This is a genomic window from Rhizobium sp. BR 317 (assembly GCF_047445835.1).
Taxonomy (GTDB): domain Bacteria; phylum Pseudomonadota; class Alphaproteobacteria; order Rhizobiales; family Rhizobiaceae; genus Rhizobium; species Rhizobium paranaense.
On sequence record NZ_JARWLB010000013.1, the window covers coordinates 130,001 to 153,911 of the forward strand.

General features: G+C 60.9%; 24 protein-coding genes (1 of these 24 only partly in view). 6 read left to right on the forward strand and 18 right to left on the reverse strand.

Annotated features, from left to right (window positions below; translation table 11 throughout):
• On the forward strand, positions 1-1,349 hold the 3' portion of the coding sequence (locus QD357_RS20640; protein WP_107109395.1) for a M23 family metallopeptidase. It extends 598 nt beyond the left edge of the window; the window shows 1,349 of its 1,947 coding nt (coding positions 599-1,947); its start codon lies off the left edge, out of view; the stop codon is at positions 1,347-1,349.
• A 119-nt stretch (positions 1,350-1,468) separates the two neighbouring features.
• Here QD357_RS20640 and QD357_RS20645 read toward each other — a convergent pair whose 3' ends face one another.
• From QD357_RS20645 to QD357_RS20675, 7 genes are all read right to left on the reverse strand, one after another.
• Entirely contained in the window at positions 1,469-1,978 is a 510-nt protein-coding gene (locus QD357_RS20645; protein WP_107109396.1) for an AAA family ATPase, read from the reverse strand.
• Positions 1,979-2,116: 138 nt separating this feature from the next.
• Positions 2,117-4,717, reverse strand: a complete 2,601-nt coding sequence (gene clpB / locus QD357_RS20650; RefSeq protein ID WP_107109397.1) for an ATP-dependent chaperone ClpB — start codon at positions 4,715-4,717, stop codon at positions 2,117-2,119.
• A gap of 250 nt (positions 4,718-4,967) precedes the next feature.
• The gene (locus QD357_RS20655; RefSeq protein WP_107109398.1) at positions 4,968-5,654 is read right to left on the reverse strand and encodes a DUF4167 domain-containing protein; all 687 of its coding nucleotides are present in this window, start codon (positions 5,652-5,654) and stop codon (positions 4,968-4,970) included.
• Positions 5,655-6,000: 346 nt separating this feature from the next.
• A complete protein-coding gene (gene prmC, locus QD357_RS20660) occupies positions 6,001-6,876 on the reverse strand; it encodes a peptide chain release factor N(5)-glutamine methyltransferase (RefSeq protein WP_107109399.1) in 876 nt (291 codons plus the stop codon).
• Positions 6,873-7,952 (reverse strand): peptide chain release factor 1, encoded by a 1,080-nt coding sequence (gene prfA, locus QD357_RS20665; RefSeq protein WP_107109400.1) that lies wholly within the window; start codon positions 7,950-7,952, stop codon positions 6,873-6,875. The genes prmC and prfA overlap by 4 nt, the downstream gene beginning before the upstream one ends.
• 32 nt (positions 7,953-7,984) lie before the next feature.
• Positions 7,985-10,252 (reverse strand): phosphoenolpyruvate--protein phosphotransferase, encoded by a 2,268-nt coding sequence (gene ptsP, locus QD357_RS20670; RefSeq protein WP_414124907.1) that lies wholly within the window; start codon positions 10,250-10,252, stop codon positions 7,985-7,987.
• Between the two features lie 101 nt (positions 10,253-10,353).
• A complete protein-coding gene (locus tag QD357_RS20675) occupies positions 10,354-11,628 on the reverse strand; it encodes an aspartate kinase (RefSeq protein WP_414124908.1) in 1,275 nt (424 codons plus the stop codon).
• Positions 11,629-11,962: 334 nt separating this feature from the next.
• Here QD357_RS20675 and QD357_RS20680 point away from each other — a divergent pair, with 334 nt between their 5' ends.
• The 4 genes from QD357_RS20680 (at position 11,963) to ubiG (ending at position 15,366) form a co-directional block, all read left to right on the forward strand.
• Positions 11,963-12,580 (forward strand): TetR/AcrR family transcriptional regulator, encoded by a 618-nt coding sequence (locus QD357_RS20680; protein ID WP_107109402.1) that lies wholly within the window; start codon positions 11,963-11,965, stop codon positions 12,578-12,580.
• An 80-nt stretch (positions 12,581-12,660) separates the two neighbouring features.
• On the forward strand, positions 12,661-13,902 hold the full coding sequence (locus QD357_RS20685) for a YbfB/YjiJ family MFS transporter (RefSeq protein ID WP_107109403.1): 1,242 nt from the start codon (positions 12,661-12,663) through the stop codon (positions 13,900-13,902).
• A gap of 86 nt (positions 13,903-13,988) precedes the next feature.
• The gene (locus tag QD357_RS20690; RefSeq protein WP_107109404.1) at positions 13,989-14,486 is read left to right on the forward strand and encodes a cytochrome b; all 498 of its coding nucleotides are present in this window, start codon (positions 13,989-13,991) and stop codon (positions 14,484-14,486) included.
• Positions 14,487-14,619: 133 nt separating this feature from the next.
• A complete protein-coding gene (gene ubiG, locus QD357_RS20695) occupies positions 14,620-15,366 on the forward strand; it encodes a bifunctional 2-polyprenyl-6-hydroxyphenol methylase/3-demethylubiquinol 3-O-methyltransferase UbiG (RefSeq protein ID WP_107109405.1) in 747 nt (248 codons plus the stop codon).
• A 31-nt stretch (positions 15,367-15,397) separates the two neighbouring features.
• On the opposite strand, the gene QD357_RS20700 is transcribed toward ubiG, so the two are convergent.
• Genes QD357_RS20700 through QD357_RS20720 form a run of 5 tightly spaced genes read right to left on the reverse strand, consistent with a single transcriptional unit; the run spans position 15,398 to position 18,349 of the window.
• Positions 15,398-15,979, reverse strand: coding sequence for a DUF3291 domain-containing protein (locus tag QD357_RS20700; protein WP_107109406.1), 582 nt, complete (start codon positions 15,977-15,979; stop codon positions 15,398-15,400).
• Complete coding sequence (locus QD357_RS20705; protein ID WP_107109407.1) at positions 15,979-16,407, reverse strand: DUF1178 family protein; 429 nt, start codon at positions 16,405-16,407, stop codon at positions 15,979-15,981. The genes QD357_RS20700 and QD357_RS20705 overlap by 1 nt, the downstream gene beginning before the upstream one ends.
• Complete coding sequence (locus QD357_RS20710; protein ID WP_414124909.1) at positions 16,404-17,261, reverse strand: carbon-nitrogen hydrolase family protein; 858 nt, start codon at positions 17,259-17,261, stop codon at positions 16,404-16,406. Before QD357_RS20710 ends, QD357_RS20705 begins: the two co-directional genes overlap by 4 nt.
• A gap of 24 nt (positions 17,262-17,285) precedes the next feature.
• Complete coding sequence (gene grxC / locus QD357_RS20715; protein ID WP_107109409.1) at positions 17,286-17,543, reverse strand: glutaredoxin 3; 258 nt, start codon at positions 17,541-17,543, stop codon at positions 17,286-17,288.
• A gap of 29 nt (positions 17,544-17,572) precedes the next feature.
• Positions 17,573-18,349, reverse strand: a complete 777-nt coding sequence (locus tag QD357_RS20720) for a ComF family protein (protein WP_107109410.1) — start codon at positions 18,347-18,349, stop codon at positions 17,573-17,575.
• A 95-nt stretch (positions 18,350-18,444) separates the two neighbouring features.
• On the opposite strand from QD357_RS20720, the gene QD357_RS20725 reads away from it, so the two are divergent.
• A complete protein-coding gene (locus tag QD357_RS20725) occupies positions 18,445-19,329 on the forward strand; it encodes a methyltransferase domain-containing protein (protein ID WP_107109411.1) in 885 nt (294 codons plus the stop codon).
• A 37-nt stretch (positions 19,330-19,366) separates the two neighbouring features.
• Here the strand turns inward: QD357_RS20725 and QD357_RS20730 are convergent, their stop codons facing one another.
• The 6 genes from QD357_RS20730 to QD357_RS20755 form a co-directional block, all read right to left on the reverse strand.
• A complete protein-coding gene (locus QD357_RS20730) occupies positions 19,367-19,543 on the reverse strand; it encodes a Flp family type IVb pilin (protein ID WP_107109412.1) in 177 nt (58 codons plus the stop codon).
• Positions 19,544-19,621: 78 nt separating this feature from the next.
• Positions 19,622-19,936, reverse strand: a complete 315-nt coding sequence (locus tag QD357_RS20735) for a hypothetical protein (RefSeq protein ID WP_028754944.1) — start codon at positions 19,934-19,936, stop codon at positions 19,622-19,624.
• Between the two features lie 373 nt (positions 19,937-20,309).
• Entirely contained in the window at positions 20,310-20,723 is a 414-nt protein-coding gene (gene mutT / locus QD357_RS20740; RefSeq protein ID WP_107109413.1) for an 8-oxo-dGTP diphosphatase MutT, read from the reverse strand.
• Positions 20,720-21,529: a GNAT family N-acetyltransferase gene (locus QD357_RS20745; RefSeq protein ID WP_414124910.1), complete on the reverse strand. Its 810-nt coding sequence runs from the start codon at positions 21,527-21,529 to the stop codon at positions 20,720-20,722. The genes mutT and QD357_RS20745 overlap by 4 nt, the downstream gene beginning before the upstream one ends.
• Entirely contained in the window at positions 21,510-22,751 is a 1,242-nt protein-coding gene (argJ, locus tag QD357_RS20750; protein WP_107109414.1) for a bifunctional glutamate N-acetyltransferase/amino-acid acetyltransferase ArgJ, read from the reverse strand. Before argJ ends, QD357_RS20745 begins: the two co-directional genes overlap by 20 nt.
• 95 nt (positions 22,752-22,846) lie before the next feature.
• Entirely contained in the window at positions 22,847-23,749 is a 903-nt protein-coding gene (locus QD357_RS20755; protein ID WP_107109415.1) for a peptidylprolyl isomerase, read from the reverse strand.
• Positions 23,750-23,911 lie beyond the last annotated feature (162 nt).

Genomic DNA, 23,911 nt, shown 5'->3' on the forward strand with positions numbered 1-23,911 from the left:
TCGAAGCGAATGTTCGTTCCAACGGTTCCGTGCTGATTGACGGCAACACGCAGCTTTCCGCGCTCTACTATGTCGATCCGCGCCGGTTTGCGACGGATGACGCTGATGTMGATCTGACAGCCGGGCTTGCCGCCCGCATCGTCGAAGAGAACATGTCGGTATCCGCTCCCGAAGCGGTCACGCCGCAGACACAGGAATTTGCCGACGACATCATTCCGGTGCGCGAAGATACGCCCATTGAGACGGCGCTCACCAATGCCGGCTACCTCAAAACGGATGCCAGCGACATCGCGGCCAAGATCGAGCCACTGTTCGGCTCGTCCGATCTTTCCGCCGGCGACGTGCTGCGCATCGGCATCCTACAAAAGGGCGAGCAGGCAAAGATCATCCGTGCGAGCATCTATCGCGGCACCAAGCATGTCTTGACCGTCGCCGAGAACGATCATGGCGATTTCGTTGCCGGTAGCGAGCCTCCGATGCTTGACGCCATCGCCACCGCCTTTGACAACGACGCGCCCGTGGCCACGGCCGGCCGAGACCTGCCGAGCGTCTATGACGGCATATATCGTGCTGCCCTTTCCTATGGCATGACCAGGGAGATGGTGGCGCAGATCGTCAAACTGCTCGCCAGCAACGTCGATTTCCAGGCGCAGCTAAAGCCGACGGATTCACTGGAGGCCTTCTTCTCCGTCACCGACGAAAACGGCCAGGCGACAGCCGATTCCGAACTGCTCTACGTCAACGCCAAATTCGGCGACACCGTCACCCGTTTCTATCGTTTCGAAGATCCGGACGATCACTCGATCGATTACTTCGACGAAAACGGCAAGAGCATCCGCCAATTCCTGCTGCGCAATCCTGTCCCGACCGGCATCTTCAAATCCGGCTTCGGCATGCGCCGCCACCCCATCCTCGGATTTGCGCGCATGCATACCGGCGCCGATTGGGCTGCACCACGCGGCACACCGATCATCGCTGCCGGCAACGGCATCGTCGAAAAGGCTGGCTGGGATTCCGGCGGCTTCGGCAACCAGACATTGATCCGCCACGCCAACGGCTACGTCTCCTCCTACAACCATCAAAGCGCCATAGCCAAGGGCATCGTACCAGGCGCGAAGGTGGTACAGGGCCAGGTCATCGGCTTCATCGGCTCGACCGGTCTCGCAACCGGGCCGCACCTGCATTACGAGCTGATCGTCAACGGCACCAAGGTTGATCCCTTGCGTGTCCGCCTGCCCGGCGGCAAGTCCTTGGACGGCGACACGCTCGCCAAATTCCAGGACGAGCGCAAGCGTATCGACACGCTCCTGAGCGACGACAAGTCCAAACAGGTTGCGAGCAAGGATTGACATCCCTGTCGGGATTTTCCAGAGCACTTCCAGGAAAAGTGCGAAGCGGTTTTCCGTCCGGAATGCGTAAAGACAGAGGGATAGAGCGGGAAAGCGCTTCCGTGAAACGCTGAACCGCTCTACGCGAGATCGCGCCTCAGTAGGGCGACCAGCTCGGTAGCGGCATCATCCGCACGTTTGTAGGCGGTATCGACGACGATCTGTCGTCCGCTCCAATCGTCATAGGTTCGGTTGACGATCTCATCCCATGACGGTTTTACGAGGCCTTCGACATCGGTCGCGCGGGTTTCGGCGCGCCGGCGATGCTCGGCCTTGTCGGAACAGACGACTTCCACTTCGATGGCGCGCCTACCGGCCCGTTTTGCGACCTGCAGCCAGGCATCCCGCGTTACTTGGATGGGATTGACCGAATCCGCGATCACCGTTCTTCCCAGACGGAGATTGTCTTCGGCGACCCCATAGGCCGCGATATAGCCGGCAGGGCCGACTTCGGCCTTCAACATGCCCGAATCTCTCAATGCCTGCTCGATCGTATCCACCCGAACATGCACAGCTTGCAGCCGCTCCGCCAGCAAGAGCGCGATCGTGGTTTTTCCGCTGCCCGGCAAACCGCCGAAGATAACAAGCATGATCCCGTCTCCGAACATCCTCCAAAGTCCACGGCAACATCACAGAAGCGGATTGCCGCGGCAAGACGACGATTACGAACAGGTCGGAAAAACGAAATGGCGGCCCGAAAGCCGCCATTTCATGGTTGATGCAGCCACTTATGCCGCTGCGCTGACCGGCTGGCGCGGGCGGAACAGCAGCCTGTCCGTCCCGCTGGTGACCTTGACCGCCGATCCATCCGGCACCTGACCGGAGAGGATCTGCTCGGCGAGCGGGTCCTGGACATATTTCTGAATGACCCGCTTCAGCGGCCTTGCGCCATAGACCGGATCGTAACCCTTGTTGGCGAGCCAGGTGCGGGCGTCGTCGTCGAGTTCGAGCGTGATCTTGCGTTCGGACAACAAGGTCAAAAGCCGCTGCAGTTGGATGTTGACGATCGTCCCCATTTCTTCGCGCTTCAGACGATGGAACAGGATGATCTCGTCGACGCGGTTCAGGAACTCCGGCCGGAAATGCGCCCGCACCACATCCATCACCTGCTCGCGCACTAGATCGCTGTCATCCCCTTCCTTCAATTGGGTCAGGTATTCGGCGCCGAGGTTCGAGGTCATGATGATCATGGTATTGCGGAAATCGACCGTGCGGCCCTGACCGTCCGTCAAGCGCCCGTCGTCCAGAACCTGGAGCAGGACGTTGAAGACATCGGGATGGGCCTTCTCGATCTCGTCGAACAGCACGACCTGATAGGGCCGGCGGCGGACGGATTCGGTCAGCGCGCCGCCTTCCTCGTAGCCGACATAGCCGGGAGGGGCACCGATCAGCCGGGCAACGGAGTGCTTCTCCATGTACTCGGACATATCCATGCGCACCATCGCCGTCTCGTCGTCGAAGAGGAAGCGGGCAAGCGCCTTGGTCAGTTCGGTCTTGCCGACGCCGGTCGGGCCGAGGAAGATGAACGAACCGATCGGCCGGTTCGGATCTTGCAGACCGGCGCGCGAACGGCGAACGGCGCGCGATACCGCCTGGACGGCATCACCCTGGCCGACGACCCACTTCGCCAGTTCGTCTTCCATCCGGAGCAGCTTGTCGCGCTCGCCTTCCAGCATCTTGTCGACGGGAATCCCGGTCCAGCGGGAGACGACATGGGCGATGTTGTCGGCAGTGACGACTTCCTGCACCATGGAATCGCGACCGCCATCCTGCTCTTCGGCAGCCTGGAGATCCTTCTCCAGATTGGGGATCACCCCATAAGCAAGCTCGCCGGCACGTTGGAATTCACCCTTGCGCTGGGCGATCGCCAGCTCGTTACGGGCCTCGTCGAGCTTTTTCTTCAGATCGGCGGCGAGGCCCAGCTTCTGCTTCTCGGCCTGCCAACGCGCGGTCAGCGCATCGGCTTCCTCTTCCAGTGCGGTAAGGTCGGTCTCCAACCGCTTCAGCCGGTCGGCCGAGGACTGGTCGGTCTCCTTCTTCAGCGCCTCGCGCTCGATCTTGAGCTGGATGATGCGGCGATCGAGTTCATCGAGCTCTTCCGGCTTCGAATCCACCTGCATGCGCAGGCGCGCGGCGGCTTCGTCCATGAGGTCGATGGCCTTGTCCGGCAGGAAGCGGTCGGTGATGTAGCGGTTCGATAAGGTCGCGGCGGCCACCAGGGCCGCATCGGCGATGCGGACCTTGTGATGCTGCTCGTATTTTTCCTTCAAGCCGCGCAGGATCGAGATCGTGTCCTCGACCGTCGGCTCCTCAACCATGACCGGCTGGAAACGACGGGCAAGCGCCGGATCCTTCTCGACGTGCTTGCGGTATTCATCAAGCGTGGTCGCGCCGACGCAATGCAGCTCACCGCGGGCAAGCGCTGGCTTCAAGAGGTTCGAGGCATCCATGGCGCCATCGGCCTTGCCGGCGCCGACCAAGGTATGCATCTCGTCGATGAAGAGGATGATCTCGCCGTTTTCCGACTGCACTTCGTTGAGCACGGCCTTCAGCCGCTCCTCGAACTCGCCGCGGAATTTCGCGCCGGCAATCAGGGCACCCATGTCGAGCGCCATCAGCTTCTTGTCCTTCAGCGATTCCGGCACGTCGCCATTGACGATGCGCAACGCCAAACCTTCGACGATTGCCGTCTTGCCGACGCCGGGTTCGCCGATCAGAACCGGATTGTTCTTCGTGCGCCGGGACAGGACCTGGATGGTGCGTCGGATTTCGTCGTCGCGACCAATCACCGGATCGAGCTTGCCCTCACGAGCCTCGGCGGTAAGGTCGCGGGCATATTTCTTCAAGGAATCGAAGCCCTGTTCCGCATTGGCGGAATCAGCGGTGCGGCCCTTGCGAATGTCGTTGATGACCTGATTGAGCCCTACCGGCGTAACGCCTGCATTCTTCAGAGTGGTTGACGTCGAAGCCGAGGGCTCCATCGCCAGGGCCTGCAACAGGCGTTCGACGGTAACGAAACTGTCTCCGGCCTTTTTGGCGGCGTCTTCAGCCGCGGTAAACACCTTGGCAAGCGGCTGTGCAAGATAGACCTGGCCGTCGCCACCGGACACTTTCGGCAATTTGGCCAGCGCGGCATCGTTGGCAAGACGTGCGGCCTTGGCGTCGCCGCCGGCGCGCTCGATCAACGACGCGGCCATGCCCTGATCGTCGTCCAGAAGCACCTTCAGCACATGTTCGGGAGTGAATTGCTGGTGACCCTGCGCCAGCGCATTGGTCTGCGCGGATTGCAAAAAGCCACGCACCCGCTCGGAGTATTTTTCAATATTCATATCGGACCTCCATGGATCGCCCTGCCCTTATTGGCGCAGACCGATGACTGAGATTGAGCCCCCTGAAAAGGCAGACCCCGCCCGCCACTTATTGAGATTTGCGGCGAAGCAACTGCGAAGAATATGGGAGGAGTTTTGAAAAGTTTAAAGGGCAACGGAAATGAAAAACCCCGGCTTCACACCGGGGTTTTGCAGAATTGGAATCGGTGCTCCGCGATTGCTGGGACCACCTGTTCACTCGAAGCCGTTCTTATTCCGATGCGGCGTCGGCCAAAGCCGGAGCTTCGGTCGCAGCAGCTTCGCCCTTGCCTTCGCCATCGGCGTTGCGGCGCGGCTGGCGGCGGGGACGATTGCCGGCGTTGCGGCGACGCGGCTGGCGCTCGGTCGCAGCGGCGGGCGTCTCTTCTTCGATCGCCACCTCGGCCGGGATACCCTCGATCACCGGCTGCGGGCCAGTGCCATCGATAACTTCCGGCTCGGGAGCGGGGGCTGCGGCAACGGCGGGAGCAGGCTGCTGACGTGCCGGAGGCGGAGCCATCTGCGGCTGGTCGTCCATCTCGTTCGTATCGATATCATCGATGTCGCGGTCGGCATTGTCGCGATCATTGTAGTTATGATGCTCGTCGCGCTGATAGCGTTCCTGCATCTGCGCCTGAGCGCTGGCAATGATCCTGTTATAGTGTTCAGCGTGTTGGAGATAGTTTTCCGCCATGACGCGGTCGCCGGAGCTTTGCGCGTCGCGAGCGAGAGCCGAATACTTCTCGGCGATATGCTGCGCGGTTCCGCGAATTTTCACGTCCGGACCAGAGCTGTCATAAGTCCTGGTCAGTGGGTTCGAGCCCTTGCGGTTGAAATTATTATTATTGTTATTTCCGCCGCCGCCGCCGTTGTTGTTACCACGCCCCCGACCGCGCTTGTTCTGCTGTCCTGGCCTCATAGATCCTTCACCTGAATTCTCTTAGTTGGGATGAAATTATGCACGGCACCTGCCGCCGTGGCCGGAACCTTCCAAGCCAGGGCCTGCGTGCCGCAAGCAAACTGCGCCTTAAGCGCCCGTCTGCCGCTCGACTACGTCAGATTAACTGATCACGCATTGGGTTATCTTCAACCTTTGTCACTCTTATCAGAGAGTGGTTCCCCGAGGCTGTCCAAGACAGGCGAATCGTCTCGCCTATTCCCAGCCGCCCAACGCGTGAGCGCAACCTATATTGCTTCCTCAGGAAATCCAAGCCTTTTCTTTGCGATAACAACAAGGTCCCATGAACCTGCAGCAAATTGTCGCGTCAATCATGATGTTTAAACACGAGAACTCGGTCATTGTGACCGTAGTCCCGAACTGCATCAATGAGAAAAAATCCTGCTCCTTCAAAAACCGAAGTCACTGTTTTGCGCTGATTATGGCCGATTTCCACTCCGACGATACCATCTCGGTATAGAAACCGCGCCGCATCTCTTGCGATCGCTCTATATGCATCCAGCCCATCAACGCCACCGTCGAGAGCTGCCGGAGGATCGAAATTCTTTACTTCTGGAGCGAGAGTGGAAATGACACTGGACTCAATATAGGGCGGATTTGAGACAATCACATGAAATCGACCGTGGATGGCTTCAAACCAGCTTCCTTGCACAGTATCAAACCGTGCCGCCAAGCCATTGCGCGCTGCATTCGCCCGCGCCGTTTCCAAAGCTTCGCTGGAAATATCGGAACCAATACCTGTCGCCTGCGGACATTCGTGGAGCAAAGCGAGGCAGATGGCCCCGGTTCCCGTTCCGATGTCGAGTATATGGATATTCCCATGCTCTAATACAAGACGTCGCGCATGCGGAAGTACCGTATCGACCAAGATTTCCGTATCCGGCCGCGGCTCCAGCGTCGCCGGCGAGAGCTTCAACGGCAGGCCATAAAATTCCCGTTCGCCCAGGATACGATGCACCGGCTCGTGATTGAGCCGTCGCGCCACCGCCGCACGGGCCGTTTCGACGCGCTCCTGTGCCACCCTATCGGAGCCGCAGGTAACGAGTTCCGTCGATGAAAGATCGAGAAGACCGCCGACGAGGATGCGCGCCTCGGTGGCCGGATCATCGAGATCCGCCTCGATGAAGCGGGCACGTATCTCCTGGAAAAGCTCCGCGACGGTCGGTCCCTGCCCGCTGCTCATGCCTGTTCGCCGAGCTGGGCGAGCTGGCTCGCCTGGTAATCCGCCAAAAGCGCATCGACCACCTCGTCAATCTCGCCTTCCATCATCCGGTCGAGCTTATAGAGCGTCAGGTTGATGCGATGATCGGTAATCCGGCCCTGCGGGAAATTATAGGTGCGAATACGCTCGGAGCGGTCGCCGGAACCAACCTGGCTCTTGCGATCAGCGGACCGTTCGCTGTCGGCGCGCTGACGCTCCATGTCGAAGAGGCGCGACCGCAGCACCTGCATTGCCTTGGCGCGGTTTTGATGCTGCGATTTTTCCGAACTCGTCACCACGATCCCCGAGGGAAGATGGGTGATGCGTACCGCCGAGTCCGTCGTGTTGACGTGCTGACCACCGGCACCGGAGGAGCGCATGGTATCGATGCGGATATCCTCGGGGCGGATTTCGATGTCGATTTCCTCGGCTTCCGGCAGCACGGCCACGGTCGCCGCCGAGGTGTGGATACGCCCGCCCGCCTCGGTTTCCGGCACGCGCTGCACGCGATGCACGCCGGATTCGAATTTCAGCCGCGAGAACACGCCCTTGCCGCTAATGGTCGCGATGATTTCCTTGTAGCCGCCTGCTTCACCGTCGCTGGCAGAGAGAATTTCGACCTTCCAGCCGTTATTGGCCGAGAAGCGCTCATACATCCGGAAAAGATCGCCCGCGAAAAGTGCTGCTTCGGAACCGCCGGTGCCGGCGCGTATTTCCAGGATMGCACTCTTCTCGTCGGCGGCATCCTTTGGCAGCAGCAGGATCTGGATGTCTTTCTCCAGTGTCTCGATCCGCTCCTTGACCTCCGGCAACTCCATCTCGGCGAGATCGCGCATCTCGCGGTCGACCGACTTGTCGGTCAGCATGGTTTCGAGATCGGAAGCCTCGGCGATCGCCTTCTCATAGTCGCGGATCTTGGTGACGACCGGCTGCAATTCGGAATATTCGGAAGCAAGCTTCACATAGACGTCCGCCGACGGACCAGCCGACATGCGCGCTTCGATCTCACCGAAACGGCGCTCCAATTCGCGCATTTTTTCAATGGGAAGATTCGCCACCCCACACTCCGATTCTTCTTATTCGTTCTGGTCTACAATGGAATATTGTGGCTCTCGGCGAAGCGGACAAGGATCTCGCGCATCGAGGTCTTCGGATGCGTGTCGTTCAGCGCTTCTTCCATGACCGCGGTCAATGCCTGGAGATCGAGACCCAGCAGCATCGCCTTGACCGGACCGATGGATGCCGGCGACATCGACACCGAGCGGAAACCGACACCCAGCAGCGCCATGGCCGAAATCGTCTTGCCGGCGAGTTCGCCGCAAAGCGTTACCGGCGTCTTGTTGCGCTCGCCGGCGCGCACGATGTCGCGCAGAATGCGCAGGAACGGGCGTCCGAGCGGATCGAAACGGTCGGAGACGCGTGCATTACCGCGATCGACCGCCATCGAAAACTGGAAGAGATCGTTGGAGCCGACCGATACGAAGTCGACCGCCGCCATCAGCTCGTCCAACTGCCACAACAGCGCCGGCACCTCCAGCATCGCGCCGAACTGGAACTTGCGCGGCAGGCTATGGCCGAAGCGCGACAGATGCTGCACTTCCTTCTGCACGAGTTCGCGCACCGCTTCAATCTCGGAGACTTCCGTGACCATCGGCACCATCATCTTCAATTCGCCATCTGCCGCCGCCTTCAGCATGGCGCGCAACTGTGTGCGCAGCAGGCCGGGCCGATCGAGCGACAGGCGAATGGCGCGCCAACCGAGCGCCGGATTTTCTTCCTCATGGGCGCGGAAATAGGGCACGACCTTGTCGCCGCCGATATCGAGCGTCCTGAAGGTGACGACGTGACCACCGGCCTGCTTCATGACATTGCGGTAGAAGGCTTCCTGCTCCTCCGCCTTCGGCATGGTCGAGGCGATCATGAACTGCAGTTCCGTGCGGAACAGGCCGATGCCTTCCGCGCCGGATTCGGCAAGCTGCGGGAGATCGACCAGCAGACCGGCATTCATCATGAGCGAAATGCGCTGCCCGTCCTTGGTGACCGGTTCGACCGCACGCAGCGCCCGGAACTGTTCCTGCCGGCGGGCGCGAAAGCGCACCTTTTCCTCGTAGGAGCGCTGATGATCGGCCATCGGCCGCAGGTGGACATGGCCGCCATCGCCATCGATGATCACAGGATCGCCATTTTCGGCGAGCGCCACCACCCCCGCCGCCTGGCCGACGACCGGAATGCCCATGGCGCGGGCGACGATGACGACATGGCTGGTGACCGCGCCCTCTTCCAGCACCAGACCACGAATATTGGCGCGGGGATAGTMGAGCAGCTCGGCAGCACCCATGGCGCGCGCAAAGATGATCGCATCGTTCGGGAAACCCTCGGCCACGGTGCGGCCGGAATAGCCGATCAACTGCCTGAGCAGCCGGTTCGCCAGATCCTCGAAGTCATGCATACGCTCGCGCAGATAAGGATCGGTCAGGCGCATCATCCGCGCCTTGGTGTCGCTCTGCACCTTCTCGACCGCGGCTTCCGCGGTCAGGCCGTTGCGGACAGCCTCCTCCAGCTTGCGTACCCAGCCCTGGTCGTGGGCGAACATGCGGTAGGTCTCCAGGACCTCGCGGTGCTCGCCTTCCATTGAAACGTCACGGCGCGACAGCATGTCGTCGATCGAGATGCGCAGGGAACCGAGCGCGTCCGCCAGGCGGCGGATTTCCTTTTCGGTATCCTCGTTCAGAAGATTGGTAACGACGATGCGCGGCTCATGCAGCACGACATAGCCGAGGCCGATGCCTTCATTGTAGGTGTCGCCATCAATGGTGACCGAGCGGGTAAGATCGAGTTCGAGGCCCGGCTTGGTGATCTTTTTCAGCTCGCCGGTGGCGATCATCTCGGCCAGTACCATCGCCGTCGTTTCGAGCGCTTCCAGCTCCTCTTCGCGATAGTTGCGGCTCGCCTTGTTCTGTACAACGAGAACGCCGAGCGAGCGGCCCGTGCGCAGGATCGGCACGCCGAGGAAGGAGTGGTAGACCTCTTCACCGGTTTCCGGCAGGTAGCGGAAGGCGGGATGCGATTGCGCGTCGGAGAGATTGAGCGGCTGGGCGGAAGCGGCGATCGTGCCGACCAGGCCCTGGCCCATCTTCAATTGCGACAGGTGGACGGCTTCTTTTTTCAGACCTTCGGTGGCGTAAAGCTCGAGCACACCATCGGCGCGCAACACGTAGACCGAGCAAACTTCCGCGACCATGTTGCTGGCGATCTGGCGGACGATCCGGTCAAGACGCTCTTGCGGCTCCAGCGGCTCCGCCATGAGTTCGCGCAGCCGCTTGAGCAGAACGCGTGGACCGCCGGAAAGGTCTCTCATTGCGTCTCTAGCTCCCGAAATCAAGATGTCATGCCTGACTTGCCCACGTCAGGGCCGGCCGAAACTCACCTCCGTCGCGGTCCGTCGTCAGCAGTCCTGAATCAACTCTTATCCAGACCGTAGCAGGAATGCAAAGTCCTGACTGCCAGTTCTGCATAAGGACCGTCGATCAGGATGGAAATCTTGATTTCCGACGTCGTAATAGCCTTGATGTTGATGCCTTTTTCGGCAAGTGCACGGAAAGCGGTCGCTGCAACGCCAGCATGCGAACGCATGCCGATGCCGATGACGGAGACTTTGACGAGACCTGATTCGTTTTGGATGACGTCGTAGCCGATCTTGTCCTTGTTTTCGCCAAGAACGCGCAGCGCCTTTTCGACATCGCCCGAAGGAACCGTGAAGGTCATATCGGTCTTGGAACCGTCCTCGGAGATGTTCTGGACGATCATGTCGACGTTGATGTGGCTTTCGGCCAACGGCCCGAAGATCGCAGCGGAGACGCCCGGCCGGTCGGCGAGACGGCGCAGCGAGATCTGGGCTTCATCCTTGGCATAGGCAATGCCGGTGACTACTTCCTGTTCCACGATTTCTTCCTCGTCACAAATCAGCGTTCCGGGCGGGTTCAACAGATCGCCCATGCCCGGAGCATCGGGATCCTCGAAAGAGGAGCGCACGAAGGTGCGAACCTTAAAGACCATGGCCAGCTCGACCGAGCGCACCTGCAGCACCTTTGCGCCAAGCGAGGCCATTTCCAGCATTTCTTCGAAGGCGATCTTCTTCAGACGCCGCGCCTTCGGTTCGATGCGCGGATCGGTCGTGTAGACGCCGTCGACGTCGGTATAGATATCGCAGCGATCAGCCTTCACGGCCGCGGCGATCGCCACTGCCGAGGTATCGKAACCACCGCGGCCGAGCGTCGAGACGCGGTTGTCGGGGCCAAGACCCTGGAAGCCGGCGACGACGGCCACTTGGCCCTCTTGCATGCGGCGGACCATTTCGCCGCCGTCGATTTCGAGAATGCGCGCCGCGCCGTGAGCGTTGTCGGTCCTGATCGGAATCTGCCAGCCCTGCCAGGAGCGGGCGTTGATGCCCATCGCCTGCAGTGCGATCGCCAGCAACCCGGAGGTCACCTGCTCGCCGGAAGCGACGACGGCATCATATTCGCGGGCATCGTAAATCGAGTGATCGGCGCCGGCGACCTTAGGCGTGTTCTGCACCCAGCCAACCAGCTCGTTGGTCTTGCCAGACATGGCGGAGACGACGACTGCCACTTCATGGCCCGCGTCGACCTCACGTTTCACATGGCGGGCGACATTCTTGATACGGTCCAGATCCGCGACGGATGTCCCGCCGAATTTCATCACGATACGTGCCATGTGCCTCTACCAGTACCAGCGCCGGGCGGCCGATACGCTACGAGCCCGGCATGCAAAATCGCCCTTCCAGTCCATTAGCCGGAAAAGCCTGATCTCAATGGGGGCGTCTCTTAACGAGTTTGGCGGGCGGGTGCAATAGCGCGGCTCAGTCGGCTTTCGCGCCTCCACTTCAATAGCCCACTTTTAAGCACGACTGGATTGTTGAGGAACGCGCCTTCGTTAACAGCGCAGTATAGCCGATCGACTTGCCATTTTAGAGCGTATGCTCTATATCCCGTTTTAGAGCAGACGCTCCATAATAAATCGCCTTTGAACAGGTTGCGAGAATTTCCCGATGGCAAGACCCCGGCAATTCGATGAGGACAGCGTTCTAGAGGCGGCGGGCGAGATATTCTGGTCGAAGGGTTACGAAGCAACCTCGACCCGCGATCTGACCGACCGCATGGGGCTGACGCATGCAAGCCTCTACAATGCTTTCGGAGACAAGCGCGGCCTCTATCTGAAGGCGCTGAAGCATTATCTCGATCGGAACCTCCATGCCCGCATCACACGGATGGAGGCAATTTACTCGCCGGGGCTTCGCATTGTCGGCTACTTCCAGGAAGTCGTCGAGCGTTCCCTGGCCGATACCGAGCATCGCGGCTGCATGCTGGTCAACACCACCCTGGAGGCACGTTCCGACGATCTGGAAATGCGGCGTGTCGTCGCCGACGAGACGGCCGAGATCGAAGCCTTTTTTCTTCGGTCGGTCGTCGCCGCTCAGGCAAGCGGTGAAATTCCCGTAGACCTGCCGCCGGAGGACCTCGCCAAATTGCTGCTCTCGGTGCAGTTCGGTTTGCGCGCGCTTGTCCGTGTCCGGCCAGAGCGCGAATTGCTGAATGGTATCCTGCGGCCGGCAATGGCCATGCTGACCTTGCCCTGGCCGCTGCCCGAAAGCAGGCCGGACGGATAAGCCTCCGCCATAGAACCCTCTCTTCACGAAACACCGAACCGGACGCGGCAAGCTCGCTCCGAACAGAAAAGCTTTGTGCCATGTCTGCCCCCTTACGCCGTTCGAACGTCTCTCCCTCCGTCACGGAACCTGCGCCTCTCACCGCTGCCGCCTGGTATGCCACCATCGCCGGCCTCTGCGGGAGCCTCGTTGCGATCGGTCTCGCCCGCTTCGCCTATACGCCGCTGATCCCGCCGCTCATCAGCGCACATTGGTTTTCGGCCGGCGATACGGTGACGCTGGGTGCGGCCAATTTTGCCGGATACCTCGCCGGTGCCTTGCTCGGCCGGCCCCTGGCTGCCGGTCTCGGCAATCGTCTGGCGCTGCGGCTGCTGATGGTCGCCGCGACCGCGGCCTTCTTCGCCTGCGCCTTTCCGGTCTCCGTCACCTGGTTTTTTGTCTGGCGCTTCCTCTCCGGTCTTGCCGGCGGCGCCATCATGGTGCTCGTCGCGACCACCATCCTGCCGCACATCCCGGTCCCCCGACGCGGCTTCGTCAGCGGCATGATTTTCCTCGGCCTCGGTCTCGGCATCGCCGCCTCGGGAACCCTGGTGCCCGCACTGCTGCGCATCGGTCTTCGCGAAACCTGGATCGGCTTAGGGGTCCTGTCACTCATCCTGACCGCCGTCAGTTGGTTCGGCTGGCCTGCGACCAATCCGCCGGCACCGGCGGCGCACGCCGCGGCCCACCATCCCACAGCAAAGGCCGAATGGTCGCTGCGTATCCTCTATGGCCAATATGCCGCCAATGCCCTCGGCCTCGTGCCCGTCATGGTGCTGTTGGTCGACTACGTCGCCCGTGGTCTCGGCCGTGGTGCCGACATCGGAGCGGCCTGCTGGGTGCTCTATGGCGTTGCTGCCATCACCGGCCCGGTACTAACTGGCTATGCCGCAGACCGCATCGGCTTTGCCCCAGCCTATCGCGGCGCTCTGCTGCTACAGGCTGTCGGCGCCGCCACGCTGGCCACATCCGGCAATCCCTGGCTGGTCGGCTTTGCCACGGTGCTGCTTGGCATCTTCACGCCAGGCATCGTGCCGCTGGTGCTCGGCCGCATCCAGGAAATCCTGCCGCATAGCCACGTCGCCCAACGCGCCGCCTGGAGCCGGGCAACGACGGCTTTCGCTCTTTTCCAGGCGCTTGGCGGCTATGGCTATTCCTATCTCTTCATCCACACCGGCGAAAACTACGGCATCATCTTCCTTTGCGGTGCGGTGGCACTTGTCCTCGCGTTGCTGGCCGATGTCTTGAACAGCGTGAAGCGTCGGAAACACCGAGCCTCATGAAAATTGAAGCGGGCAAAGCCTGCTTCAGGCCCATGTCAGATACGGAAAGGATAGTCCGCGCACGTCAACTTCAGAGAGCAACCCTCATGACTTCAAATCGCGCCCTTGGCTATTCCACCACCCAGATCTCATTGCATTGGATCATTGCAGCGCTGGTCCTGTTTCAGCTCCTGTTCGGGGAGAGCATGACTACGGTGGTCGACGCGCAGGTAAGGGGAAACACCGTTTCGCCGGCGGATATGTCTTTGGGCACGGCGCATTATTGGGTGGGTGTCGCAGTCCTGTTGCTCGTCCTTTTGCGCCTTGCCTTGCGCGTCGCGTTCGGAACACCCAAGCCCGCCGGCGCTTCCGCGCTGCTGGTAAAACTTGCCGCCGCGGCACATTGGCTGTTCTACGCGCTTCTGCTGCTCGTTCCCCTGACCGGCCTGCTGGCCTATTATTTCTCCGATCCCTTTGGCGATATTCACGGCCTGGGCAAGCCCGCATTCATCATCCTCATCGGCCTGCATGCCGCCGGCGCCCTCTACCATCAGTTCCTCTTGAAAGACGGAACGCTGCGCCGGATGCTCGTTCCGGCGCGCTGAGCATAGCGGCCCATAGCCGTTGAGGCAGCCGGACCCTTGACATCGGCTTCCGATCGTCCGACTTCACATCTACCAGGGCGTCACCTGCTCAATTGGCAGGCGGGTGACGCGGCGTAGACCAAGGAGCAAGACCATGACCGAAGCGGCGAAAAGCACGATCGACCAGAGCGAAGTGGACCGCTTTTCAGCGATGGCGGCGGAATGGTGGAGCCCGACCGGCAAGTTCAAGCCGCTGCATAAGTTCAATCCGGTGCGGCTCGCCTATATCCGCGACCATGCCTGCGAGAATTTCGGCCGCGATCCGAAGAGCGCACGGCCACTGGAGGGCCTGCGCGTACTCGATATCGGCTGTGGCGGCGGATTGCTGTCGGAGCCGGTGGCGCGCATGGGGGCCTCGGTCGTCGGCGCCGACCCTTCCGAAAAGAACATCGGCATTGCCTCGACCCATGCGAAAGCCTCCGGCGTTCCCGTCGACTACCGCGCCGTCACAGCCGAGCAACTGGCTGAGGCCGGCGAGACATTCGATATCGTGCTGAACATGGAAGTGGTGGAGCACGTTGCCGACGTCGAATTTTTCCTTTCGACCTGCGCCAAGATGGTGCGCCCCGGCGGCCTGATGTTCGTCGCCACCATCAATCGGACGATGAAAGCAGCGGCATTGGCCATCTTCGCCGCCGAAAACGTCCTGCGCTGGCTGCCGCGCGGCACGCATCAATATGAGAAGCTTGTCCGCCCGGAAGAGATAGAGAAGCCGCTCGGCGCAAACGGCCTCGACATCATCGCCCGCACCGGCGTCTTCTATTCGCCGCTGCAGGACCGATGGAACCTGTCGAAGGACATGGACGTGAACTACATGCTGCTGGCAAAGCGGGCGGGGTGAAATCTTCTTCGCCGGTGACCGGGGGTGTCCGCTAAGCTTTCAGCGCCAGGACATGCGCCAGCAAATCGCTCTGGCCCATCGCATTTTTTGCTGCAATTTCCTTCACCCTGCTACGATCGATCGTCGCCGGATGGCCAGTGGCAGCATAGGGCTGCTTGAATGAAAACGCCGCCGCGCTCGGCCCTTCGTCGTGAAGCCGCTCCAGACGCTCGGCACCGTCTTTCCATTCCGGAATGACATCGGCATCCACCCACCACAGAACCAGCGCCGGCCAACGTTGTTTCACGTTCCAGTGCCGCGCGTGCTTCAGTGCATCGGCGTGAACGCCGTCATAGCTGAAAGCCATCAGTGATTCGATATCGGTCCAAAGAGACAGGGAAGACGGCGCTGTCGCAAAGCCGCTGCCTTCGATGAAGCGCGGGAAAACCTGCTTACCCCAACATGCCGGTCCCGGGTCTCCATCGTAACCGGAGCGGCCGATGAAGCCATGGGCGCGGGCGGCTGCCTCGAAATTTGCCGCTTCCCGCAGGCGAAATCCTTCGACTGCGGGGCTGCTATAGGGCGCAACATGCAGCCCGAAATTATACATGGCGAGATGCTTGCCGCTGGGCATCAGTTGATGTCGTCCGGCAATACCGGGATAGCGGCGATCTCGATACCCTCTTCGACCAGCGCCTGCGCCTCATCCGGCGTCGCCTTGCCGATGATGCCCCTGGCGTCCGCCTCGCCATAGTGGATCTTGCGGGCCTCTTCGGGGAATTTCGTGCCGACGTCCTCGGCATTGGCCTTGATGGCGTCGACGGCCTCCTTGAGCTTGTTCAAGGCCTCCTTGCGCGCAGTATCCATGGCAAGCGTCTGCAACTCCTCCTTCTTGCGCCCGGTGGAAACCGACGGCGCCATCAGGAGTTTGGAGATCACACCCGAATTGCAGACGGGGCAGGTCAGGAAACCGCTTGCGACCTGCCGGTCGAAATCGGCGCTTTCCGAAAACCAGCCCTCGAACTCATGGGCACTGTCACATCTCAGCGAATAGCGGATCAAGCAGCGACGCCTCCAGCCGCCGGCGTCGCGATCTTTTCCAGCGAAAACTCGCGCGCATTCTTCAGATTGGGGATCTTGTCGTGAGCAGCTTTGACAGCCGCGACGTCGATCTCGGCGATAACGACCGCCTCGCCCGTGCCGCCGGCCGATGCCAGCACCTTGCCCCAGGGATCGATGATCATCGAATGGCCGAAGGTCTCGCGGCCATCCTCATGCGTACCTGCCTGAGCGGCGGCGATGACGAACATGCCGTTTTCGATGGCGCGCGCCCGAAGCAGGATTTCCCAATGCGCCTCGCCCGTCTGCCTGGTGAAGGCGGCAGGCACCGTCATCACCTGAGCACCGGCGACAGCCTGGGCGCGGAAGAGCTGCGGAAAGCGCACGTCGTAGCAAATGGAGAAGCCGAGCTCGGCAAAGGGCAGCGACACGATGCGCGCCTCGGAGCCGGGACGATAGACCGCGCTTTCGCGCCAGCTCTCGCCATTATCGAGATCGACGTCGAACATGTGGATCTTGTCGTAGCGGCTGAGCAGCCTACCATCAGGGCCGAAGAGGAAGCCACGATTGGCGATCTTGCCGTCGTCGAGCGCGATCGCGGTCGAGCCGACATGCAGGTGAATGCCGAGTTCCTGAGCCAGCTCAGCGGCCGTCTTGACGATGATATCATTGGCTTCGTCGCGCAGCACCGCGCGCAGACCCGGCCGATCCTTCTGCACCGCCCCGGTMATTTCCGGCGTCTGCACGTAAACGGCGCCTTTAGCCGCCGCCTCGCGAACCAGCCGCGCCATATCGGCAGCGTTCTTCACCGGATCGACACCGGAGCACATCTGAATGGCGGCAGCCTTGAAGGTCATTGTTCTCTCCCCGTTTTGTCCGGTTCAGGCGGCAAGCAGCGTATCGAGCTTGCCGGCCCGGTCGAGCGCATGAATATCATCACATCCGCCGACATGCTCGCCATTGATGAAAATCTGCGGGAAGGTCGAACGACCCTTCGCCTTCGAAATCATCTCCTGGCGCAGCTCGGGCGAATAAGTGGCGTTGTGTTCGACATAATCGACGCCCTTGGAGTCGAGCAGCGCTTTTGCCCGGGCGCAATAGCCACAGAATTCACGCGTATAAATAACGACGGATGCCATGATCCACTCCGAAAAAGACAGGTTTACTGTCATATAAGATCGCCGACAGCCCTTGCAAAGGTTAAAACCGTTACGTCAGCCGCGCCGGCTTTTTTCAGCATTTTCGTCGCCGCTGCAACGGTCGCGCCGGTCGTATAGACATCATCTACCAGCACGATGCGGCGGCCAAAGACATCGCCGGCCCGGCCTTCGGGAATGGCGAAAGCGCCCCGCACATTGTCCTGACGCGCCCTCGCCCCGAGGCCGACCTGCTGCGTCGTCCGCTTGACGCGCAACAATGTCGCTGCCAGCAGCGGTTTGTCCGAAAGCCGCGCCAGGTGGCAAGCAAGTTCCGCCGCCTGATTGTATTTGCGCGAGAACAGCCGCGCCCGATGCAGCGGCACCGGAATGATGGCATCGCAGGCGGCAACGGTGCCGTCACTGGCGCGCAGCATCCAGCCGGCCATCATTGGCGCCAGATCGGTGCGGTCGCGATACTTCAATCCCAGCACGAGATCGCGCACCACCCCGTCGTGAATGGCAGCCGAGCGCAGCCGATCGAACACAGGCGGATCGGCGATCGCCTCGGCGCTCAAAATCCCCGTGCCGAGATCGTGGAAAAACGGACTGCCCAGCACCTCACAATAGGGCCGCTCGATGAAGCGGATGCCGGACCAGCAGGCGGGGCAAAGGCTGCGATGCGCCCCCGTCGACGTGCCGCAGCCGGCGCAAGCCGGCGGATAGATGAGATCGGCCAGCGCCGACCACGGCTTTATCAAGCCGGCCCGCAGCATCGATACCGTGATTTCGCGTCCCATCATCCCCATATGGTTGACACTAGCTTTTTCCCGGCGCCTTTGCGAAGGAAAACGCGCGTGGCCGCTCGGCCCCATCAATGAAATAGTGATCGCAGGAAACCGTCATGGAAATCGTCTTCGACCAATCGCTGCTCGCCGCCCGCAGGCACCGTGCGCTTGCCCAGGGAGACCACAGGGCGGCTTTCCTGCTGGAGATCGCCGCCCGCGAACTGGCCGAACGGCTTGCCGTCATCGAGCGACATTTTGACGAGGCGGTCGAACTGCACGGCGCAACCGGGATTGCCGCTCGTGAGGCCTTCGCGACCGGCAAGATCGGCCATATCAAGCGTATCGAAAGCGAGACCGGCTTTGCCGTGAGCGGCGAGGATCTGATCAAAGCTCCGTTGGAAGAGCTGCCGCTGGAAGCGGAATCCGTCAACCTGGTGCTGTCGCCGCTCAGCCTGCACCTTACCAACGATACGCCGGGTGTCTTCATCCAGATCCGCCGCGCGCTGAAGGCCGATGGCCTGTTTCTGGCTGCGATCCCCGGCTCCGGTACACTGCAGGAACTGCGCGACGTGCTGCTCGCGACGGAGATCGAGCTGACCGGTGGCGCCAGCCCACGCGTCATTCCTTTTGCCGATGTTCGCGATGTCGGCGGCTTGCTGCAGCGTGCGGGCTTCACTTTGCCGGTGATCGACGCCGAGACATATACGGTGCGCTACGACAATCTCTTTGCGCTGATGCGGGACCTGCGTGCCATGGGCATGACCAATCCGCTGGCCGACCGCAGCCGCAAGCCGCTGACGCGCGCTTTCTTCCTGCGCGCAGCCGAACTCTATGCCGAGCGCTATTCCGATCCCGATGGGAGAATAAGGGCGACTTTCTCGATCATCTACGCGTCCGGCTGGACGCCGCATGAAAGCCAGCAGAAGCCGCTGCAACCCGGCTCAGCCAAGGCACGGCTTGCCGATGCGCTGAAAGTCGAAGAGCACAAGCTGAAACAGTGAATGGATCGGACCCGGTTCGCTGACCTGGGCGAACCCGTCAATTAGCCGGCGAATTAGCGACCGTGTTGGAGATGTAATTGAACATCGCCGACAGGCTGGTGCCGAAGGCGCCGACGCCACTGATGATCGCCACCGACATCAGCGCGACGATCAGGCCATATTCGACGACCGTGGCACCGGTCTCGTCACGAAAAAAACGCCGTACGGAACGCATACGCTTCAAACCCCCAACATCTGAAAACGAGCGTATCCGGCGCCTTCATGGACCCGATAGGCTTTACCAATATAACAGTCAGCAGCCGCTGTCGGCGCCATAGCCTTGAACGATGCAGACCGAACCGGGCTCCTGCTGCAGCACGCTACGGCGGATCGTGTAACGCTTGCCGTTTTCAGTCTGCGGGATAGAGCCGGTCGTAATATTGTCGAAATCGGGCGCGCTGGCGAGCACGCTGGACTTGGATTTGTCGGAAAGCATTGGCGTCAGGATAAGCGAAAGCGCGACCGCCGCCGTTCCAAACAGCAAGGCGATATTCAACGCGCCCGTCTTGCGCGACGAGGAATATGACTGTTCTTTTTCCTGAACAGCTTTCCAGAAATCGTCGTCCATAATGTCAAGCCTTCTCTAACGCACACCCAACCGCTTGATTGAGATCATTCAATGCCAGAAGGTCATAAACGATCCCTTAATATCCACATGTAAATTAGATATGCGTTGAGTCGCGGGGCAAAGCCTGAAAAGAACTAAGCAATTGATATCGAAGACTTAATTGCAGTTAACCATGTTTAGCTGGTTGTAATTTCGGAAACAGCAACCGCGGTAACGATACCGTTATGGACGAGACGCTGCACAACTTCGCATGAAATGCCTGAAAATATCTGCAAGTGGCGCGCCGATCAAAAGATGCCGAAGTCGATGCAGACCCAGCTTCGAAGACAGGTTTATAGAATGGCGCGGTAGGCGCGCCATCGCTCAGGATGCTTTACAGAAGATCTTGCAAGAAGGGGATCAGCGGCTCGTCGGCCGGCGGCATTGGATAGTCGCGCAGCGCCTGCGGCCGCACCCACTTGATCGCCTGGCCCTCGCGGCCGTGCGGGAACCCCTCGTAACGCCGGCAGATGTAAAGAGGCATCAGCAGGTGGAAGGTTTCGTAGGTATGGCTAGCAAAGGTCAGCGGCGCCAAGCACGCGATCTTCGTCTGGATGCCGAGTTCTTCCTGAAGTTCGCGCACCAAGGTCTCTTCCGGCGTCTCGCCGGGCTCGACCTTGCCGCCTGGAAATTCCCAAAGACCGGCCAGCGATTTGCCTTCCGGCCGCTGCGCCAGAAGAATGCGGCCATCGGTGTCGATGAGCGCGCAGGCAGCGACCAGAATGATCTTACGACCGGCCTCGCTCATGCTTCACCCGCAGGGCGCCAGTAGCAATAACGATAGGCCTCGCGAAAACCGAAACGGGCATAGAGCGCCAATGCCGGTTCGTTGGAGGCGCCGACCTGAAGCCAAGCGGTCCGGGCGCTGCGCATGCGCGCCCACCGCAGCGCCGACGTCAGGATCTCGATCGCCAATCCCTTGCGCCGGTGCTCAGCCGCCACCGACACCGACATGATGCCGGCGAGGTCGTTATCCTGCACGCAAAGTGTCGTCGCCACCGGTCCGGCCTCGTCATTCTCGATGACGAAAAGGCCCGACGGCGGCTTGATCCCGCTCACCACCTCGGCCAGGGCAGGCTTGAGAATAGGATMGGCTTTATCCACCAAGAGGCTCGCGTCGACATACCGGCCGACATCATGGCTCGGCAGATGATCCAGCGTATCGGGAAGCTCGAGATCGATCAGATCGGCGGTCATGACGATGGTTTCTTCAAACCGCGTCCAGCCATGGCGCTGCAACAGCTCGATCAGCATTGGCGAGGCCAGCGGCGTCTCGCGCACCACCATTGGCCGGCCATAGGCTTCGAACTTGCGCTGCGCCTTCGTCAGCCGGATATCGAGATCGCGGCTGTCAGAGGGATCGAGCGGCACGACGCAGTTCAGCCGTTTCGACGGATGGCCCGCCGTCAACCGCACCTGCCAACTGCCATCATACTGCACGGACGAGGCAGGCCATGCCCGGAAACCAACGGCTTCGAGCCTGCGCACCAAAGGCAGCTTGTTCATCGTAGACTGCGCATGCATCGGAAGGATATCAGCTCCGGTAGTCGCCATTGATGGCAACATATTCCTTGGTGAGGTCGCAGGTCCAGACCGTCGCCCGGCCATTGCCGAGCCCAAGGTCGACTTTCACAGGAATATCCTGCTGCTTCATCACGTTGGAAGCTGCTTCCTCGGAATAGGAGGCATCGCGTTCGCCATTGACGGCGACGCGGACGTCACCGAACCAGATGGCGAGCCTGTCGCGGTCGGCCATTTCGCCGGCCTTGCCGACGGCCATGACGACGCGGCCCCAATTGGCGTCTTCGCCGGCAGCAGCGGTCTTGACCAGCGGCGAATTGGCGATCGAGAGCGCAATACGCTTGGCAGCCGCGTCATTCTCGGCGCCGGTCACGGTAATCTCGAGCATCTTGGTGGCGCCTTCGCCGTCGCGAACCACCTGGATGGCGAGATCCTTCAGGAGCTCGTTCAGCGCCGTGCGGAAAGCAACAAGCTTGGGATCATCGGCGCGTTCGATATGCGCCTGACCGTCAGCGGCGGCAGCACCGGTGGCGAACAACATCAGCGTATCCGACGTCGACGTATCGCTGTCGACCGTCATCGAATTGAAACTTGGGTCGACGCCTTCCGACAGAAGGGTCTGCAAGGCAGCGGAAGAGATGTCGGCATCGGTGACGACGAAGGACAGCATGGTCGCCATATCGGGCGCGATCATGCCGGCACCCTTGGCGATGCCGTTGATGGTGACTTTGACGCCGCCGATCTCGGCGCTGCGGGTGGCAACCTTCGGATAGGTATCCGTCGTCATGATCGCCTTGGCGGCTTCGAACCAGAAATCGCTGGTCGCATCCTTGGCCATGGTGTCGAGCACGCCGGCGAACTTGGTCGCATCCAGCGGCTCGCCGATCACGCCTGTCGAGGCGAGGTAGACTTCATTTTCGTCGCAGCCGACGGCAGCGGCCGCCGACTTGGCGGTGAGCTCGGTCGCCTGGCGGCCCTTGAGGCCGGTGAAAGCATTGGCATTGCCGGAATTGACGACGACGGCCCGGGCGCTGCCGTGCGGCAGGTTCGACCGGCAGAAATCGACGGGAGCCGACGGGCACCTCGAGCGGGTAAAGACACCCGCGACGGCCGCCGGCCTGTCGAAAACCATGAGCAGGACGTCGGTCCGGTTCTTGTATTTGATACCGGCGGATGCCGTGGTCATGCGCACGCCGCGCAAAGCCGGCATGGAAACGAAGGATTTGGGAGCGAGCGGGGAGACAGAACCGGACATGAGGCCACCTGAACGAGCATGATGCCGAAGAAAATCATCCGGCTCCAGTGAAGGGCCCGGAAAAAACCGGGCCCTGATGGTTTGACTGCTGCGACTTACTGCTGCGGCTGAGCGTCAGGGGCAACCACGTCGTCTGCCGGCGCCTGATCCTGCTGCTTCTGCGCATCATCATAGGCCTTGCTCAGCGCCGGGTCATTGATGACGACCTTCGATTCCTGCTTAGCCTTGTTCAGGAGTTCAAGATACTTGTCGCGCATGACGAGCTGACGAACCTGATCCTTCACCTGGTCGAACGGCGGCGGCGGAGCGACGCGCTTGTCTTCGACCTTGATGACGTGCCAGCCGAAGTCGGACTTCACAGGGGTCTTGGTGTAGGTGCCGACCGGCAGCGCGAAGGCTGCGTCTTCGAATTCCTTGACCATGCGGCCGCGGGCGAAATAGCCGAGATCGCCGCCGTCGCCCTTGTTCGGGTCGGTCGACTTTTCCTTGGCGAGTTCGGCAAAATCCTTGCCGGCGTCGAGTTCCTTGATGATTGCCTTGGCTTCATCCTCGGTCTTCACCAGGATGTGGCGTGCGTGGACCTCTTCCTGCTTCGGCAGGGCGGCGACTTCCTTGTCGTAGCGGGCCTTGACCTCATCGTCCTTGATCGCGTCGGCGACATGCGCCTTGAAATAGGCGTTGTGCAGCTCGCGATCGCGCAGATAGGCCATGTGCGACTGGAAGTCCGGCGTCTGGTCGAGCTTTTCGGCAGCCGCGTCCTTGGCGAGCAGCTTAACGTCGATCGAAGCCGAAAGTGCCGCGACCTTCTTCTGTTCGTCGGGAAGCTGGCCAAGCTGCGGGTCGAGGTTGGCGATCGCGAGATCGAGCTCGGACTGATGGATTTCAACATCGCCGACCTTGGCGACAACGGGATCTTTGGCGTCAGCGGCAAACACCGGCGCCTGCAAGGTGACGAATGTTGCGAATGCAACCGCAGCAAGTTTGTTGTAGCTCAACATAAAATAACCTTTCGGTGGTCTCGACCGGCTCCAAGTAATGAATCCGGTAGGAAAAGCCTTCAGCAGGAGAATGTGGCCTTTCTGTATCGGCCAATTCCCGTTGACATCAATCGACCCCCCTCTTATCTGTCACGCAACCTCGCGTCCAGAACAGTTTCCGGG

Coding starts and splice junctions, on each gene's coding strand:
- QD357_RS20645 (WP_107109396.1), bottom strand. CDS start 1,978: ATGCTTGTTATCTTCGGCGGTTTGCCGGGCAGCGGAAAAACCACGATC.
- clpB (WP_107109397.1), bottom strand. CDS start 4,717: ATGAATATTGAAAAATACTCCGAGCGGGTGCGTGGCTTTTTGCAATCC.
- QD357_RS20655 (WP_107109398.1), bottom strand. CDS start 5,654: ATGAGGCCAGGACAGCAGAACAAGCGCGGTCGGGGGCGTGGTAACAAC.
- prmC (WP_107109399.1), bottom strand. CDS start 6,876: ATGAGCAGCGGGCAGGGACCGACCGTCGCGGAGCTTTTCCAGGAGATA.
- QD357_RS20680 (WP_107109402.1), top strand. CDS start 11,963: ATGGCAAGACCCCGGCAATTCGATGAGGACAGCGTTCTAGAGGCGGCG.
- QD357_RS20685 (WP_107109403.1), top strand. CDS start 12,661: ATGTCTGCCCCCTTACGCCGTTCGAACGTCTCTCCCTCCGTCACGGAA.
- QD357_RS20690 (WP_107109404.1), top strand. CDS start 13,989: ATGACTTCAAATCGCGCCCTTGGCTATTCCACCACCCAGATCTCATTG.
- ubiG (WP_107109405.1), top strand. CDS start 14,620: ATGACCGAAGCGGCGAAAAGCACGATCGACCAGAGCGAAGTGGACCGC.
- QD357_RS20700 (WP_107109406.1), bottom strand. CDS start 15,979: ATGCCCAGCGGCAAGCATCTCGCCATGTATAATTTCGGGCTGCATGTT.
- grxC (WP_107109409.1), bottom strand. CDS start 17,543: ATGGCATCCGTCGTTATTTATACGCGTGAATTCTGTGGCTATTGCGCC.
- QD357_RS20720 (WP_107109410.1), bottom strand. CDS start 18,349: ATGGGGATGATGGGACGCGAAATCACGGTATCGATGCTGCGGGCCGGC.
- QD357_RS20725 (WP_107109411.1), top strand. CDS start 18,445: ATGGAAATCGTCTTCGACCAATCGCTGCTCGCCGCCCGCAGGCACCGT.
- QD357_RS20730 (WP_107109412.1), bottom strand. CDS start 19,543: ATGCGTTCCGTACGGCGTTTTTTTCGTGACGAGACCGGTGCCACGGTC.
- QD357_RS20735 (WP_028754944.1), bottom strand. CDS start 19,936: ATGGACGACGATTTCTGGAAAGCTGTTCAGGAAAAAGAACAGTCATAT.
- mutT (WP_107109413.1), bottom strand. CDS start 20,723: ATGAGCGAGGCCGGTCGTAAGATCATTCTGGTCGCTGCCTGCGCGCTC.
- argJ (WP_107109414.1), bottom strand. CDS start 22,751: ATGTCCGGTTCTGTCTCCCCGCTCGCTCCCAAATCCTTCGTTTCCATG.
- QD357_RS20755 (WP_107109415.1), bottom strand. CDS start 23,749: ATGTTGAGCTACAACAAACTTGCTGCGGTTGCATTCGCAACATTCGTC.